This is a genomic window from Lysobacter sp. K5869 (genome assembly GCF_018847975.1).
Lineage (GTDB): Bacteria > Pseudomonadota > Gammaproteobacteria > Xanthomonadales > Xanthomonadaceae > Lysobacter.
The window spans coordinates 3866758-3881553 of sequence record NZ_CP072597.1 but is presented as its reverse complement, the minus strand read 5'-3'; the positions used below and the strand labels follow the sequence as shown (position 1 = coordinate 3881553).

14 protein-coding genes are annotated in these 14796 nt (G+C 68.1%); 4 read left to right on the top strand and 10 right to left on the bottom strand.

The window, feature by feature from the left end:
- Positions 1-19: 19 nt before the first annotated feature.
- Positions 20-1513, top strand: a complete 1494-nt coding sequence (locus J5226_RS16895) for an OmpA family protein (protein WP_215835599.1) — start codon at positions 20-22, stop codon at positions 1511-1513.
- Between the two features lie 195 nt (positions 1514-1708).
- Here J5226_RS16895 and J5226_RS16890 read toward each other — a convergent pair whose 3' ends face one another.
- Entirely contained in the window at positions 1709-2503 is a 795-nt protein-coding gene (locus tag J5226_RS16890; protein ID WP_215835598.1) for a pectate lyase, read from the bottom strand.
- A gap of 333 nt (positions 2504-2836) precedes the next feature.
- Here J5226_RS16890 and J5226_RS16885 point away from each other — a divergent pair, with 333 nt between their 5' ends.
- Positions 2837-3919 (top strand): LacI family DNA-binding transcriptional regulator, encoded by a 1083-nt coding sequence (locus tag J5226_RS16885; protein ID WP_215835597.1) that lies wholly within the window; start codon positions 2837-2839, stop codon positions 3917-3919.
- A gap of 16 nt (positions 3920-3935) precedes the next feature.
- Here the strand turns inward: J5226_RS16885 and J5226_RS16880 are convergent, their stop codons facing one another.
- From J5226_RS16880 to J5226_RS16845, 8 genes are all read right to left on the bottom strand, one after another.
- Positions 3936-4361, bottom strand: coding sequence for a cupin domain-containing protein (locus J5226_RS16880; RefSeq protein ID WP_215835596.1), 426 nt, complete (start codon positions 4359-4361; stop codon positions 3936-3938).
- 7 nt (positions 4362-4368) lie between these two features.
- Positions 4369-5145, bottom strand: a complete 777-nt coding sequence (gene kduD / locus J5226_RS16875; RefSeq protein WP_215835595.1) for a 2-dehydro-3-deoxy-D-gluconate 5-dehydrogenase KduD — start codon at positions 5143-5145, stop codon at positions 4369-4371.
- Between the two features lie 7 nt (positions 5146-5152).
- The gene (kduI, locus tag J5226_RS16870) at positions 5153-5998 is read right to left on the bottom strand and encodes a 5-dehydro-4-deoxy-D-glucuronate isomerase (protein ID WP_215835594.1); all 846 of its coding nucleotides are present in this window, start codon (positions 5996-5998) and stop codon (positions 5153-5155) included.
- Positions 5999-6124: 126 nt separating this feature from the next.
- A complete protein-coding gene (locus tag J5226_RS16865) occupies positions 6125-7198 on the bottom strand; it encodes a LacI family DNA-binding transcriptional regulator (protein WP_215835593.1) in 1074 nt (357 codons plus the stop codon).
- Positions 7199-7285: 87 nt separating this feature from the next.
- Positions 7286-8569, bottom strand: coding sequence for a TRAP transporter large permease (locus tag J5226_RS16860; protein WP_215835592.1), 1284 nt, complete (start codon positions 8567-8569; stop codon positions 7286-7288).
- The gene (locus tag J5226_RS16855; RefSeq protein ID WP_215835591.1) at positions 8569-9087 is read right to left on the bottom strand and encodes a TRAP transporter small permease; all 519 of its coding nucleotides are present in this window, start codon (positions 9085-9087) and stop codon (positions 8569-8571) included. The genes J5226_RS16860 and J5226_RS16855 overlap by 1 nt, the downstream gene beginning before the upstream one ends.
- A 15-nt stretch (positions 9088-9102) precedes the next feature.
- A complete protein-coding gene (locus J5226_RS16850) occupies positions 9103-10089 on the bottom strand; it encodes a TRAP transporter substrate-binding protein (protein ID WP_215835590.1) in 987 nt (328 codons plus the stop codon).
- A complete protein-coding gene (locus J5226_RS16845; RefSeq protein ID WP_215835589.1) occupies positions 10086-10937 on the bottom strand; it encodes a 2-keto-4-pentenoate hydratase in 852 nt (283 codons plus the stop codon). The genes J5226_RS16850 and J5226_RS16845 overlap by 4 nt, the downstream gene beginning before the upstream one ends.
- Before the next feature lie 105 nt (positions 10938-11042).
- Between J5226_RS16845 and J5226_RS16840 the strand changes: the two genes are divergently transcribed.
- Both J5226_RS16840 and J5226_RS16835 read left to right on the top strand, forming a co-directional pair.
- Positions 11043-12386, top strand: coding sequence for a hypothetical protein (locus J5226_RS16840; RefSeq protein WP_215835588.1), 1344 nt, complete (start codon positions 11043-11045; stop codon positions 12384-12386).
- 7 nt (positions 12387-12393) lie between these two features.
- On the top strand, positions 12394-13971 hold the full coding sequence (locus tag J5226_RS16835; protein ID WP_215835587.1) for a carboxylesterase/lipase family protein: 1578 nt from the start codon (positions 12394-12396) through the stop codon (positions 13969-13971).
- Positions 13972-13984: 13 nt separating this feature from the next.
- On the opposite strand, the gene J5226_RS16830 is transcribed toward J5226_RS16835, so the two are convergent.
- Positions 13985-14743 carry a rhamnogalacturonan acetylesterase gene (locus J5226_RS16830; RefSeq protein ID WP_215835586.1) on the bottom strand — a complete coding sequence of 253 codons (759 nt, stop codon included), beginning with the start codon at positions 14741-14743 and terminating at the stop codon, positions 13985-13987.
- Positions 14744-14796: the final 53 nt, after the last annotated feature.

Below are 14796 nucleotides of genomic sequence, written 5' to 3'. Positions count from 1 at the left end.
ATAACGCAGTGGGGGTTCCATGCGCATCGAAGCCTTGAACCAACTCGTACTCGAGGTCTCGCAAAAGACCGGCCTGAACTCGGACAAGGTCAGGCAACTCATCGGCCTGCTGACGGCGATGCTGTTCGACGAAACATCCGGCGGATTCTCCGGATTCATGGCGCGCTTGCGCGAAAGAGGCCTCGGCGCTTCGATCCAATCGTGGCTCGGGCACGGACCGAACGAAGCGCTGCCCAGCGAACAGGTGGAACGGGCGTTCGGGCCGGCGCTGATTTCGACGATCGCGAACAAGCTCGACCTGACGCCGGCGGCCGCGGCCTCGGCGATCGGCGCGACGCTGCCGGGTTTGGTCGATGGACTGAGCGAGAACGGGCAGGAGCCGCGCGGCATTCCGGAATCGCTGCGGCATTGGGTCGGCGAAATCGGCGAATGGTTCGGCGAACTGGGCAAGTCCGGCTGGGGCGCGGCGACGGCGGGCGCCGCCGCGGTCGGAGGCGCCATCGCCGGCGGCGCCAGGACGCTAGGGCACGCGGCCGACGCGACCACGCAGGCGGCGTCCGACGCGATCGGCAAGGCCGGCGGCGGCAGCGGCAAATGGCTGCCGTGGCTGCTGCTCGGCGCGGCGCTGATCGTGGCCTTCCTGCTGTTCAAGGGATGCGCGGGACATCCCGCCCAAACGCCGCCGGCGGAAACGCCGCCGCCCGCCGCCGACGCCGCGGTCGCGACGCCGCCGCCCGCGGCGCCCGCGGCCAGCGCGCCGGCAGCGCAGACGGTTGCGGGCGTCGCCATCGAAAACGCCGCCGGCAAGGCGGTCGTGAGCGGACGGCTGTCCAGCGATGCCGAGAAGGCCAAGCTGATGGACGCGCTCAAAGCGACCTTCGGCGCCGAGAACGTGCAGGGCGAGGTGGCCGTGGACGCGGCGGCGGCGCCGGCCGCATGGCTCGACCGGCTCATCGGCTTCCTGCCGGAACTGAAGGCCGCCGGCGCGAAACTGAGCGTCGACGGCGACAAGATCGCCATCGACACCTCGGCGCTGCCCGACGATCGGCGGCTCGCGCTGTCGGAAAAACTGCGCGGGATCTTCGGCGACTTCGAGATCAGCGGGCTTTGGGATAAGGGCATCTCGGCGCTGTCGTCGCTCAAGGCCGGTTTCAGCGCCGACGACTTGGTCAAGGCCTTGAATCTGGCGGGCATCCATTTCGCCACGGGCTCGGCGACGATCACCCGCGACAGTTCCGAAACACTGCGCAAGGCGGCCGAAGCGATCAAGGCCACGCCGGAAGGCACCCGCATCGAAGTCGGCGGCCATACCGACAACACCGGCGACGCCGCGGCCAACCTGCGCTTGTCCGTCGCGCGCGCCGACGCGGTGAAAGCGCGTCTGCTCGAGTTGGGCGTTCCCGAGGCGCGCTTGGTCGCGAAGGGCTACGGCCAGGACAAGCCGATCGCCGACAACGCCACCGAATCGGGGCGCGCGCAGAATCGCCGGATGGAATTCAGCGTGCTTCGGTAAGGGAAAACGCGGGGCGGCAAACAGAACTAAACGACGTTGTTCCGAGCCGAGAGATCCTCGCCAAGGGATATGGCGGTCTCGAATCGAGACCGCCTCATGCGATGCGCCGTGTTTCACCCGACGCGAGCCTGGACACGATATTTTACCGACCGCGACAGAAACATCGGAGTGCTGTTCGGCGTAAGCCAAGCGTCCTCAGCGCACGGTGCAAGCCCCGGGGACCGGGGTGATCTCGCTGGGCTCGCCTTGCGTGACTCCGAGAAACTCGGCGCAGCGCCGGCCCGAGGTCGACACGCGGGTGAGGGTGGCTTTGTCGCCGGCCACGCCGTTGGCGTAGCGTGAATTGATCCCCGCGATCACGCCCGTGTCGGAAGCGATGACGTCGGTGATATACACCGTGCGGCTGTATTGGGTTTTGCAGTTGCCGCAGGAGCGGTAGAGCTTGCCCGCGCGTTCGATCTCGAACTGCTCGATCTTCATGATGCCGGGACCGTTGTGTTGGAAGGTCTTGTCTTTCGCCAGTCGGGCTCCGCCGCCTTGCACCAAGAACACGTCGGAAGGCTGGTTGTTTTTGAAGGTCGCCGCGTCTTCGCCCACGTCGTCCCAGTAGACCTCCAGCAGGCTGCAGCTGCCATAGCAATGGATGCCGTCGCCGCCGCGACCGCGGTAGTTGCGGTTGGTGCCCGAGTTGCTGCCGTCGCCGATGACGACGTTCTTGAGCACGGCGTTGTTGCGCAAGATGAAAGTGGGCTTCTGGCTTTCGGTTTGATCGCCCGGATCGCCCAGGTAGCGCACCACGGTGCCGGCGGGACAGTTGTTGCGCGCGGCCGCGTCGTAGGTTTGCCCGTCCACGTTGATGGTCTTTATGCCGCTGCCACTGCCGATGTCGATCGTTTTGCACACGCGCGGGATGTCCAGCGCGAGGCACGAGGAAGAAAACATCAAGGCCAGAAGGCCGAAGGCAAGTCGACGGGCGTGTAGGTTGCTCATGGCGCGAACGCTCCTTGGCGGGGTGAGGTGTCGAGGCGCTGCGCGGTGGTGATGCCGCCAGCGGGCGACAGTTATAGAAGCCATGCCCCAGGCTTCCGCTGATTGAAATCACAGAACGGCCTGGAACAAGCGCGGCGCACGATGTCCCCGGACAGCGCCATGACCCGGGACAGCGAGGGGGCGTCCCTGAAGGCTTGGACAACCTTGTCGAGCGCCCCAAGCCGACGACACGCTGCGGAAGGACATCGCGGCGCCGCAACATGCCAAGAAGCGGAGGCTCTGGTAGGTTCTGTCCAGCGATGTCATTTCATCGATGCCCGAGGTGTGGACCGCATGGAAAACACCAAACCTGCGAGAGCCTCGGGCTTTCCGTATTTTTCGGCGCTGGGCGCGCCTTCTGGCGTGGAAGAGATCGCCAGGCGCACGGACGTATCCGTCAAGACCGTGATGCGGGTGATGCAGCGTTCGCCTCTGGTGAGCGTGGACACGCGCAACCGGGTCTTGGCGTCGATGCGCGAGCTGGGGTGGTCGTTTCCGTCGGCTCGCGCGGTTCAGCGCCCAGCCCTGGTGGGCCTCGTGTATGACAATCCGAGCGCCCAATACGTGGTCGATGTGCAGCGCAGCGTGCTGGCCGCCTTGAACGAGACGGGGGTTGGGCTGGTCGTGCACCCCTGCGACAGCGGACGGTCCGATTATGTCGAAGGGGTTCGTCGCTTCGCCTTGAGGCATGGGTTGAGCGGTCTGCTGCTGATCCCGCGGGTCTCCGAAGACGAACTGCTGGCCACCGCGCTTCGGGAAGCCGGGTGTTGCTACGTGCGTGTGGCGTCGATCCCTCTGGACGACCCTGCGCGCACGGTGCTGACGCGCGACCGAAAGGCCGGAGCGGAAGCCGCTCGGCATCTGCTGACCCTCGGGCACCGCCATTTTGGGGTGATCGCCGGGCCGCGCCGCTATCGCTCGTCGATCGAGCGGGTCGAGGGCTTCGTGCAGGTCCTCTTTGAGGCGGGCCTGGGGCCATCGGCGCTCGAGGTCTACCAAGGCAGCTACACCTTCGAGTCCGGGATCGCTGGGGCCGAATACCTGTTGGCGCAACGGCCCCGACCCACGGCGATCTTCGCGTGCAACGACGAGATGGCGAGCGGCTGCTACCACGTGGCCCTGCGACGGGGGTTGGCCATCCCGGAGGATCTGTCGATGGTGGGCTACGACGACAGCCCCATCGCCGCGCAACTGTCGCCGGGCTTGACCAGCGTGCATCTGCCCGTGGACGAGGTGGGGCAGTTGGCCGTGCGATCGCTGCTGCACGGGCTGGGGTGGCGGACAGGCGGGGTGGTCGCCCGAGAGGCCGCGGTCACACCGCGGTTGACGGTCCGTGACTCGACCCGATCGCCGGCGGTGGCGGAGGCGACGGGGTGATCCGTCGTCGCCATCTTCAGGGCTTTTGATAGGCGACGATGATCACCAGGTTCTCGCGGCCCACTTGTTTGAGGCCGTGGCGGCTGCCCTTGCGGGTGAGCACCGCGTCGCCGGCCTGCACCTCGCGGGTGCTGCCGTCCAAAAAGAGCGACCCGCGGCCTGACAGCACGTAGTAGATCTCGTCCTTGTCGTTGAGGTGTTCGCCAATGGTCGCGCCCGGATGAAGGACGCGCTGGCGAAACGCCATCCGGAAGCCGCAGGCATCGGCGAAGAACGGATAGGCGGTGGTGCGTCCCGCTCCTTCGTGGGGACCGGGTTCTTCGATCGCGATGTCGGCGGCCCGCTGCACGTAGGAACCGCAGCGTTCCTTGGTCGGCGGCGGCGCCGCTTCAGCGGCGCCGATGACGGCGAGCGTGCCCAACACCAACGAACGGATCGCCATGGCGGCCTCAGCGCGCCAACCAGCCGCCGTCGACCGGCAAGATCGCGCCGTTGACGTAATCGGAGGCGCGGCCAGCCAAGAACACGGCGGCGCCCCCCAGGTCGTCCGGAGTGCCCCAACGTCCCGCGGGAATGCGCGCGAGGATCTCGCGGTTGCGGCCTTCGTCGGCGCGAAGTTGCGCGGTGTTGTCGGTGCTCATGTAGCCCGGCGCGATGGCGTTGACGTTCACCCCCTTGCCCGCCCACTCGTTGGCGAGCAGGCGGGTGATGCCGGCCAGGCCCGATTTGCTGGCGGTGTAGGAGGGCACCCGGATACCGCCCTGGAAGGACAGCATCGAGGCGATGTTGATGATCTTGCCGCGGCCGTTGGCGACCATGCGCCGGCCCGCGGCTTGCGCGAGGAAGAACGCGCTTTTGAGGTTGACGTTCATGACCTCGTCCCAGTCCTGTTCGCTGAAATCCAGGGCGTCGGCGCGTCGAATCACGCCGGCGTTGTTGACCAGGATGTCGAGGCCGCCGAGCCCACGTTCGGTGTCGGCCACCACGTTCTCGATCGGGTCCAGCGAGGACAGGTCCGCGCGCAACACCAGCGCGCGCCGACCCAATGCCTGCACGAGCGCGGCGGTCTCGTTGCTGTCGCCGCTGGCGACCAAGGCGACGTCGGCGCCGGCGCGAGCCAAGGCCAAGGCGATGGCTTGGCCGAGACCGCGGTTGGCGCCGGTCACCAGCGCCACGCGGCCATGCAGCGAGAAGGGGTTTTCGTGATGCTCCAGGACCGGGCTCATCGCGTTCTCACTTCAGCTGGCACAGGTCGAGTTGATGCATGTCGGTGTAGTCCAGGTTCTCGCCGCCCATGGCCCAGATGAAGCAGTAGTTGCGCGTGCCGGACCCCATGTGGATCGACCACGGCGGGGACACCACGGCTTCGCTGTCGGCGATGACGATGTGGCGCATGTCTTCGGGTTCGCCCATGAAGTGCATCACTCGTTGGTCGCCCAGGTCGAAGTAGAAGTAGACCTCCGAGCGGCGGTCGTGCAGGTGGGGCGGCATGGTGTTCCACACGCTGCCCGACTTGAGGATCGTCAGGCCGAGCAGCAACTGGCAGGAACGGCAAGTGGCCGGAACGATGTATTGGTAGATCGTGCGTTCGTTCGACGTTTCCAACGCGCCGCGTTGCAGCGGAACCGCCTTCTCGATCGAGATGTGGACCGTCTCGTAGCGGGTGTGGGCGGGCGTGGACGCGAGGTAGAACCGCGCCGGGTTCTCGGCGCTGTCGGACAAGAACTCGACCGCCTGCGTGCCCATGGGGACATACAAGCCGTCCTTCGGGGCCAGCGCGTGCTCCACACCGTCCACGCGAACCCGACCCGGCCCTGCGCCGACGTTGACCACGCCCAACTCGCGCCGCTCCAGGAACGGCTTGCCGGCGGCGGACGCGGGCTCCGTCTGCAGCGGCAGCGCGATCGGCGCGTCGGTCGGGGCGGCGCCGCCGATCACGAAACGCTCGTTGTGCGAGTAGTTCAGCCGCACCTCGCCGGCGGCGAACAGGTCGCCGATCAGGTAGCGGTCGCGCAGTTGCTGGTTGCTGGCGCCGGCCATCATGTCCGGATGGGTGGCGTGGTAGGTCTTGTGGAACATGCAAGCTCCGTCGTGGGCGCGGACTGGCGCCGCCTGATCGAAGGTTAACCGGTGTCATTTGTCGGGACAAGCCGGCCCGCCCGTCCTCGACGGGGCCGCGCGGTGGCGTTGCGGGTGCCGGGGCGCTTAGCCCGGGGGCTGGCAGGAATCGCGGATGATCAGGTGCGGGCGCACGCTGGCGGTGGCCAGGGCGGCGGCGGCGGTGGGCTCGTTCTGCAAGAGCATCGAGGCGGCGATGCGGCCCATGTCGCGGATCGGCAGGCGCACCGAGCTCATCGCGGGCCACAGCCGCGAAGCCAGCGGGCTGTCGTCGAAGCCGATCACCGACAGCTGTTGCGGGATGCTGATCCCCGAGCGCAGCGCGACCTTGTAGACGCCGGCGGCCATCTCGTCGTTGCCGGCGAAGATCGCGCTGGGGCGATCCTTGCCCGCGAGCAGCCGCTCGGCCGCCGCCACGCCGGACTCGAAGGTGTAGCCCGCCTCGATCACGCGGTGGCGCGGCAGTTCCAGGCCATGGCGCTGCAGGGCCTCGATGAAGCCGGCGGTGCGCTCGTGCGCGGAGCGGTAGCTGGCGGGGCCCGTGATCAACGCGATCTCGCGGTGCCCGAGCGCATGGAGGTAATCGGCCGCTTCGGCGGCGCCGTCGCGATCGTGGGTGATGAGCATGCGCGAGGCGTGGTCGAGCGACACCGACGCGATGCGCGCGTAACGGCAGTCGATTTCGGCCAGCATGTCGGCCAGCGCTTGATCCTCGGACACGCGCGGCACCAGCATCACGCCGAAAAGCTTCTGTTGCTGCACGAACCGGCGCACACCGTCGATGTAGGCGGGGTTGCGGCTGTCGCAAGGGTGGACCACGAGCTCGAACCCGGAATCGCGGATGCCGTCGAGCGCGCCGTTTTGCATGTTGACGATGTATTGCGCGGTCGGGTTGTCGTAGACCATGCCGATCAAGAACGACCGCCGGAACGCCAGGCTGCGCGCGAACGGGTCGGGCGTGTAGTTCACCTCGCGCATCACCGCTTCGACCCGGTCGCGCGTTTCTTTGTGGACCAACGGCGACTGGTTGATCACCCGCGAAACGGTCTTCTTCGACACTTGCGCCAGACGCGCGATGTCGTTGATGGTCTGGGCCTTGTTGCCGCCCCCGCGCTCAGGCGAGGAGGGGGCGGGCGTTTCGGCTTTCTTGCGCGGCGGCATCGGGCGGGGATCGCGGGCGGGAATGCGGTGATGATAGCCCCGGCGGGGGTGAGGGCGGCGCGACCGCTGCCTTCCTGCCCGCTGCGGTCAATGCTTGAGCAAGCTGGGCAGCCACAACGACAGCTGTGGAACGAAGGTGACCACCAGCAAGACCGCCAGGGCCGACAGCCAAAACGGCCAGATCGTGCGCAAGGTTTCGCCGATGCTGATCTTGCCGATGGCCGTGCCGACGAACAGCACCGACCCCAGGGGCGGGGAGATCAAGCTGATGCCGCCCTTGAGGATCAAGATCACGCCGAAATGGACCGGGTCCACGCCGATGGCCTTGGCCAGCGGCAAGAAGATCGGGGTGCAGATGATGATCATCGGCGCCAGGTCCATGAACGTGCCCAACACGAGCAGGATCAAGATCATCAGCAGCAACAGCAGGTTTTTGTCGCTGGTGATGCCGGTCAGCGTCTCCACCGCCCAACTGGGCACCTGCAGGTAAGCCAGCAGCCATCCGAACGAAGCGGCCGAGGCGATCACGAACACGATCGTGCCGGTGGTGCGCGCCGCGCCGGCGACGGTCTCCAGAAAGTCGCGCCAGCGCAGCTTGCGGTAAACCAGGGTCGTGACCAGGAGCGCGTAGACCACCGCGATGGCCGCGCTTTCCACCGCGGTGAAAATGCCCGCGCGGATGCCGATGAAGATCATCGCCACCAGCAGCAAGCCGGGCAGGGCGGCGACGAAGCTGCGCAGGACGATGCCGAAGCCCGGGAACGGTTCGGTGGCATAGCCGCGGCGGCGGGCGATGATCCAGCACGTGAACATCAAGGTGCCGGTCATCAACAGCGCCGGGACGATGCCGGCGGCGAACAGATCGGCGATGGAAATGCTGCCGCCGGCCGAGGCCGAATACAGGATCAGGTTGTGCGAGGGCGGCACCAGCAAGGCCACCATCGCCGCGGTCATGGTGATGTTCACGGCGAAATCGCGGTCGAACCCACGCTTGACCATCTGCGGGATCATGGCCCCGCCGATGGCCGAGACATCGGCGATGGCCGAGCCCGACACGCCGCCGAAGAACAGCGAGGACACCACGCTGACCTGGCCAAGCCCCCCTCGCAGATGGCCGACGAGCGACGACGCCAGGCCGATCAGCCGTTCGGAGATGCCGCCGCGCAACATGATCTCGCCGGCGAAGATGAACAACGGAATCGCAATCAGAGAGGCCGAGCCGGCGCCGGCGGCGGTCTGCTGGACCATCACGATCGGCGGCAGCCCGATGTAGAGCAACGTGGCGAGCGCCGCCGTGGACAGCGAGTAGGCGACCGGCACGCCGATCATCAGCAGCACGGCGAACACGCCGAAGAGGATCGCGACGTCCATCAATGCGCTTCCTGGTTGTGGGGCTTGGACGCGAACGCCGCGATCGCGCGTTGCGCGGCGAACAGCGCCATCAGCGCGCCGCCCACGGTCATCGGGGCGAAACCGGCGCTTTGCGGGAGCGGTGCGCCGGCCATCGGAATGTCCAGGCCGTCCAACAACAGCCGCCCGCCCCAGATCGCCAACGCGGCGCCGATGCCGGCGATCACCAGGTTCGAGGCGACCAGCAGGGCTTTGCGCACCATCGGCGGCACCGCGTTGACCAGAATGAAGAAGCCGAAATGCGAGCCACGCTGCACGCCGGCGGCGGCGCCGAAACTCATCGCCGTGTTGAGCAGCAACAACGCGACCGGTTCGGTCCATCCCGGGGAGTCGTTCACCACGTAACGGGCGAACACCTGGAGCGCCTGCACGAAGACCATGCCCAGCAGGGCAACGCCTGCGATGCCGATGGCGAGAGACGCGAGACGGTCGAGCGGGCCGGGCGGTGCCGGCGGGGTTTCGGAATCGTGCGCTTGCATCCGGTTAAAGCTCCCTCAAGCCATGGATCGGATCGTTCGGTAGAGCGCTTCCAACGCCGGCACGCGGTGGTAGTCGTCGAGCAATGGCGCGACGGCCTTGCGGAACGCGGGCAGATCGCAATCGTTCATGCGCACGCCGGCGTCGAGCAGCGCCTGCCGCGATTGCGCTTCGGACTCATCCCAGCGTTGGCGCATGACCTGCACGGACGCTCGTGCGATCTCGTGCAGCAAGCCTTGGTCGCTGGGCGTCAGCGCCTCGTAACGTTGGCGCGACATCAGCAGCACGTCGGGGGCGTAGGAATGCTCGCTGCGCGACCAGTAACGGGCGGCTTCGAACTGCCGGCTGGAATGGAAGCTGCGCAGGTTGTTCTCGGCGCCGTCGATGAGGTGGGTTTGCAGGGCGGAGAACACTTCGCCGTAGGCCAACGGCGTCGGGTTGCCGCCGAGCATACGGATCATGCGCATGAAAATGTCGGAGGACGGCACGCGGAACTTCAGGCCGTGCATGTCGGCCGGCTCAACGATGGGGCGGCGTACGTTGTAGAAGCAGCGAGCGCCGCAGTCGTAGAACGCCAAGCCGACCAGATCGCGTTTGGCGAAGCTGTCGAGCACCCGCCGGCCGACCTCGCCGTCGAGCGCGCGACGCAGGTGGGCGACCGAGTCGAAGGTGTAGGGCAGCGACAGCAGTTGGGTCAGCGGGAAGGCGTTGTTGAGCGCGCCGCTGTAAACGCGGGTGATGTCGATCGCGCCGAAGCGGGCCATGTCGATGGCCTCGGCTTCGCGACCGAGTTGCCCGGAGTGATACATGCGCATCCGCAGCCGGCCCTGGGTCGCGCTTTGCAGCTCGCGCCCCAACCACTCGACCGCGGCGACGGTGGGGTAGTCCTTGACGTGCACGTCGGTGGCGGTCAGCAGGTTCGGATCGCGGGCCCAGGCACTGCCGGCCGCCGCCGCGGACAGTCCGGCCGCCGCGCCGGCGAGGAACTGACGTCGGGTGCTCATCGCGCATGTCCCCGTTGCGGTTGGGCGAGCACGACCGAGCATTCCAGCGCGCCGTGCGGACCGAAATCGACCCGGCCGAGCTGCCCAGCCAGGATGTCGTGGATGCCGGTGGTGGCGCCCGTGGTCACATACATGCCTTTGCGCAGCGGGTGGCCGCGGCGGGCGCAACAGTTCAACGCGAACGCCAGCGCGGCGAGCGGCCCTCCCGCCAGGTTGGCGCCGCCGCCCCGGCCAACGCTGAGGCCGTCGATGAAGGTCTCGCAGACCAGATCCTCCTGAGCAAGATCGCGCCAGCCGCCGATCTGCGGCCCCACGATCAACCCCGTGTTGTTGCCGAAGTCGGAGACCACCACCGGCGGTCCCAATGCGTTGATGAAGGGCAGGGGGCTGCCGGCGAGTTCCATACCGATGCACAGCGCGTCGGCCAAGACGGCCGCGCTCACAACGTCGTAATCGGTCTTCTCAGCCGGAGCGTCGGCGCCTAGGCGGAAGACGTATTCCGCTTCGATGGCGGAGAACCCTCCGCGGATCGCGGCGAAGCGCCCCTGTTGTCCCCCCGGGACATGCTGCACCGCACCCTCGAAAATCGGGCCAACCAACCGGTCGGCGCGTAGTTCGCGCTCCCAGGCGTCCGGCACCTTGCCGACCTTCCACCCCGCCACCGGTTGCGACCACAGTTCGATCGCTCGATCTTGCACGCGGTAACCCTGTTCCAGGGTTTTTGGCTGGACCCCCGGGTAGTCGGGGAGCGCCAGGGCCAGTCGCCTGGCTTGAACCAAGCGTTCGGCGATCAAGACCCAGGCGTCGTCGATGTCGACGTGCGGTCGGTCGGAAGGGTGGTTGACCATGCGTTCCCGGATCCCCTGTCGAAACCTGCGTTGCGGGAGTTGTATAGGAAACCGGTGTCATTGACAATCGGACCCGTATCCTCGGAACCAAACCTGGAGGGCGGGATGGGGCGCTTCGATGTGATCGTGGGCCGCGCGGCGCGTGGTCTGGTGTTGGCTTGGCTGGTGCTGCACGCGTCGTCAGGGGGCGCCGCGCCGGCGCCGGAGCCGGTGGCGTTCCCCGGCGCGCAAGGCTGGGCCGCGCACACGCCCGGGGGCCGCGACGGCAAGGTGCTGCGGGTCACCACGCTCGCCGCCGAGGGGCCCGGCTCGTTCGCCGAAGCGGTGGCCGCCAAAGGGCCGCGCATCGTGGTGTTCGAGGTCGGCGGGGCGATCGATTTGCAGCGCAAGGAGCTGCGCATCGTCGAGCCTTACCTGACGATCGCCGGGCAGACCGCGCCGCAACCGGGCATCACCTTCGTCCGCGGCGGGCTGGTCATCGCGGCGCATGACGTGGTCGTGCGCCACATCCGGGTGCGGCCGGGGAGCACCGGCCTACCGCGAGGGGCCGGGGTGGATTTCGACGCCATCACCACCGTGCGTGGCGCCCACGACGTGATCGTGGACCATTGCTCGCTGACGTGGGCGACGGACGAGAACTTGTCCGCGTCCAGCACGCGCTTCTACGGCGAAAGCGAGGCCGACTGGATGCGGGCGGCGTCGCGTCGCATCACCTTCAGCAACAACCTGATCGCCGAGGGATTGGCCCATTCGACCCACATCAAGGGCGAGCATTCCAAGGGCTCGCTCATCCACGATCACGTCAACGACGTGCTGATCGTCGGCAACCTGTATGCGCACAACTACGAGCGCAACCCGCTGTTCAAGGGCGGCGCGCGCGGGCAGGTGCTCAACAACCTGATCTACGACCCGGGCCAACGCGCCGTGCACTACAACCTGATCGCCGAGGAGTGGCTGGGGCATCCCTACTCGAGCGGGCAGATGGTGATGCGCGGCAACGTGATGCGCGCTGGACCGTCCACCGAGCCCCTGGCGTTCTTCATGGTGGGCGGATCTGGCGACGTCGAGCATTACCTCGAAGACAACCTGGCGGTGGACCGCATCGGCCGGCCGCTGCCCGACACGGGGCGCTACACCACCGCGCCGCTGCGCTTGCAAGCGATGAAGGCGCCGCCGCCGCTGCCGTTCGGCGTGAGCTTGCTGCCGTCGGCGCAGGTGCAAGACGCGGTGATCGCCACGGCGGGCGCGCGCCCCTGGGACCGGGACGACATCGACCGGCGCATCCTGGCCAACGCGATCGAAGGGCGCGGCAAGATCATCGACAGCGAGGACGAGGTCGGCGGCTATCCCAAGCCAGCGGAAACCCGTCAGGCGTTCGTGCCGCAGGACTGGGATCTGGCGACGATGGAGCCGCTCAAGCCCTTGCCGCGGCGCGCGCCGCTGCGCTGAAGCGAGCATGCACGAGCCTTCCAGGCGCCGGGCGCTGAAAGCGCTGCTGGCGGCGTCGGCCGCTGCGCCGCTGTGCGGCTGGGGCGCCGCGTCGCCCGTCGCGACGACCCGCAGCGGGCGGGCGCGCGGCTACCTGGACAGCGGGGTGCGGGTGTTCAAAGGGTTGCCCTACGGCGCCGACACCGCGTCGGCCCGGTTCCAGCCGCCGCGGCGCGAGGCGCCATGGGCGGACGTGCGCGACGCGCTCCAGGTCGGACCCATCGCACCGCAGCGCGCCACCGCAGGGCCGATGTCGGAAGACTGCTTGCGGGTGAACGTGTTCACCCCGGGCGTTCGCGACGGCGCGGCGCGCCCGGTGTTGGTCTACGTCCACGGCGGCGGTTACGACAGCGGTTCGGGCGGGGAGCCGCTTTACGACGGCGCGAACCTGTGCCGCCGCGGCGACGTGGTCGTGGTCACCGTCAACCACCGGCTCAACGCGTTCGGCTACCTGTATCTGGCCCCATTCGGCGATCCCGACTGGGCGTGGTCGGGCAACGTGGGCCAGCTCGACTTGATCCAAGCGTTGCGTTGGGTGCGCGAGCACGCGACCGAGTTCGGCGGCGATCCTGGGAACGTCACCGTGTTCGGCCAGTCCGGCGGCGGCGCCAAGATCGCCACGTTGATGGCGATGCCCGCCGCGCAAGGGCTGTTCCACCGCGCGATGACCATGAGCGGCCAGCAGGTGACCGCGGCCGGCCCGCGGGCGGCCGCGCAGCGCGCCCAACGGTTCCTCGACGCGTTGGGGTTGGGGCCCGATCAGGTGCAGCGCCTTCGCAGCCTGCCGTTGGAGCGGCTGATCCAAGCGATCTCGACGCGCGATTTTTCGCGCATCGAGGACACCGCGCTGTATTTCGGACCGGTGCTGGACGCGCGCAGCCTGTATCGGCACCCGTTTCATCCCGAGGCGCCGGCGCAATCGGCGGCGATCCCGATGCTGATCGGCAACACCCGCGACGAAACGCGTGCGTTTCTGGCGCGCGATCCGGAGAACCTGGCACTGAGCTGGGACCGTCTGCCGGACAAGCTGCGCGACCACCAGTATGTGGACCTGCCCGTGGCGCAGGTGATCGCCGAATACCGCCGTCTCTACCCCGACTACTCGCCCACGCAGGTGTTCTTCGCCGCGACCACCGCGGGACGCTCGTGGCGAGCGGCGGTGTTGGAGGCGGAAGCGCGGGCGCGTCAGGGCGCCCCGACCTGGGTGTATCAACTGGACTGGCCCTCACCGCTGGACGGCGGGCGCTGGGGGGCGATGCACACCCTCGACATCCCCTTGGTCTTCGACAACACGGCCCAGCCGGCGGCGCGCTCCGGCGACGGCGAAGGGGCGAGGGCGATGGCGGCGACGATGAGCGACACCTTGTTGGCGTTCGCGCGCCACGGCGACCCGAACCATCCGGGCTTGCCGGCATGGCCCACCTACGCGTTGGACCAGCGGGCGACCTTGGTGTTCGACCGGGTGTCGCGGGTGGTCCTGGATCCACGCGGCGGCGAGCGGCGTCTGTACGAGCAAGCGCCGTTCGTGCAGCGGGGGACGTTCTGACCGGTCGGCGCGGTTATCGGGACGCGTCGCAGCGAGGCAGCGGATCGTTCGCGAGCCACGGGTTCAACGGCAACGCCAGCTCGCGCAAGCCCGCAGCGACTTCCGCCGCCATGCACCGCGCGCCTTCCGACGAGAAATGGGTGTTGTCTTCGATGCCCGCGGGGTAGTTCGCGTGCTCGCCCGGCGCGAGCCAGAGAAACCAACGCCGCGAAGCGGTCAGGCCCGCCCGATCGAACAAGGCCATGCTGCGCCGCTCCAAGTCGATCAGCGGCACGCGTTCCTCAGCGGCGACCGCGCGGACCAACGCCGGGTAATCGCCATGGCTGGGCTGAGCATGTCCCTGAGCGTCGAACCGCCGGCGCGCCACCGGGGTGATCAGCACCGCCACGGCGTCGCGTTCGCGCACCTGGTGCACGAACGTCGCCAAGTTCCGCCGGAAATCGCCCGCTGGGGTGTAGCGATCGGGCTTCTCGCAAGACTGATCGTTGTGCCCGAACTGGATGAGCACGTGATCGCCAGGACGCAAGGCGGCCAAGAGCTCCGCCCACCGGCCTTCTTCCACGAAGGTGCGCGTGCTGCGGCCGTTCATCGCGCGGTTGTCGATCCGCACGCCCGGCTTGAACGCAGGCGCGAGCGCTTCGCCCCAGCCGGTTTCGGGGCGCTTTTCGGGGCGCTTGGCGGCCAAAGTCGAGTCCCCGGCTAAGAACACCGTGGGCGCGGCGCCCGACGCGGCGAACGACCACCACAGGGCCAGGAACATCGCAACGCGCATGGCGGATCTCCAAGTTCGCCGCTCCGGCGCGGCGGTGGGGACGTCGCACCGGA

Coding starts and splice junctions, on each gene's coding strand:
- J5226_RS16895 (WP_215835599.1), top strand. CDS start 20: ATGCGCATCGAAGCCTTGAACCAACTCGTACTCGAGGTCTCGCAAAAG.
- J5226_RS16890 (WP_215835598.1), bottom strand. CDS start 2,503: ATGAGCAACCTACACGCCCGTCGACTTGCCTTCGGCCTTCTGGCCTTG.
- J5226_RS16885 (WP_215835597.1), top strand. CDS start 2,837: ATGGAAAACACCAAACCTGCGAGAGCCTCGGGCTTTCCGTATTTTTCG.
- J5226_RS16880 (WP_215835596.1), bottom strand. CDS start 4,361: ATGGCGATCCGTTCGTTGGTGTTGGGCACGCTCGCCGTCATCGGCGCC.
- kduD (WP_215835595.1), bottom strand. CDS start 5,145: ATGAGCCCGGTCCTGGAGCATCACGAAAACCCCTTCTCGCTGCATGGC.
- kduI (WP_215835594.1), bottom strand. CDS start 5,998: ATGTTCCACAAGACCTACCACGCCACCCATCCGGACATGATGGCCGGC.
- J5226_RS16865 (WP_215835593.1), bottom strand. CDS start 7,198: ATGCCGCCGCGCAAGAAAGCCGAAACGCCCGCCCCCTCCTCGCCTGAG.
- J5226_RS16860 (WP_215835592.1), bottom strand. CDS start 8,569: ATGGACGTCGCGATCCTCTTCGGCGTGTTCGCCGTGCTGCTGATGATC.
- J5226_RS16855 (WP_215835591.1), bottom strand. CDS start 9,087: ATGCAAGCGCACGATTCCGAAACCCCGCCGGCACCGCCCGGCCCGCTC.
- J5226_RS16850 (WP_215835590.1), bottom strand. CDS start 10,089: ATGAGCACCCGACGTCAGTTCCTCGCCGGCGCGGCGGCCGGACTGTCC.
- J5226_RS16845 (WP_215835589.1), bottom strand. CDS start 10,937: ATGGTCAACCACCCTTCCGACCGACCGCACGTCGACATCGACGACGCC.
- J5226_RS16840 (WP_215835588.1), top strand. CDS start 11,043: ATGGGGCGCTTCGATGTGATCGTGGGCCGCGCGGCGCGTGGTCTGGTG.
- J5226_RS16835 (WP_215835587.1), top strand. CDS start 12,394: ATGCACGAGCCTTCCAGGCGCCGGGCGCTGAAAGCGCTGCTGGCGGCG.
- J5226_RS16830 (WP_215835586.1), bottom strand. CDS start 14,743: ATGCGCGTTGCGATGTTCCTGGCCCTGTGGTGGTCGTTCGCCGCGTCG.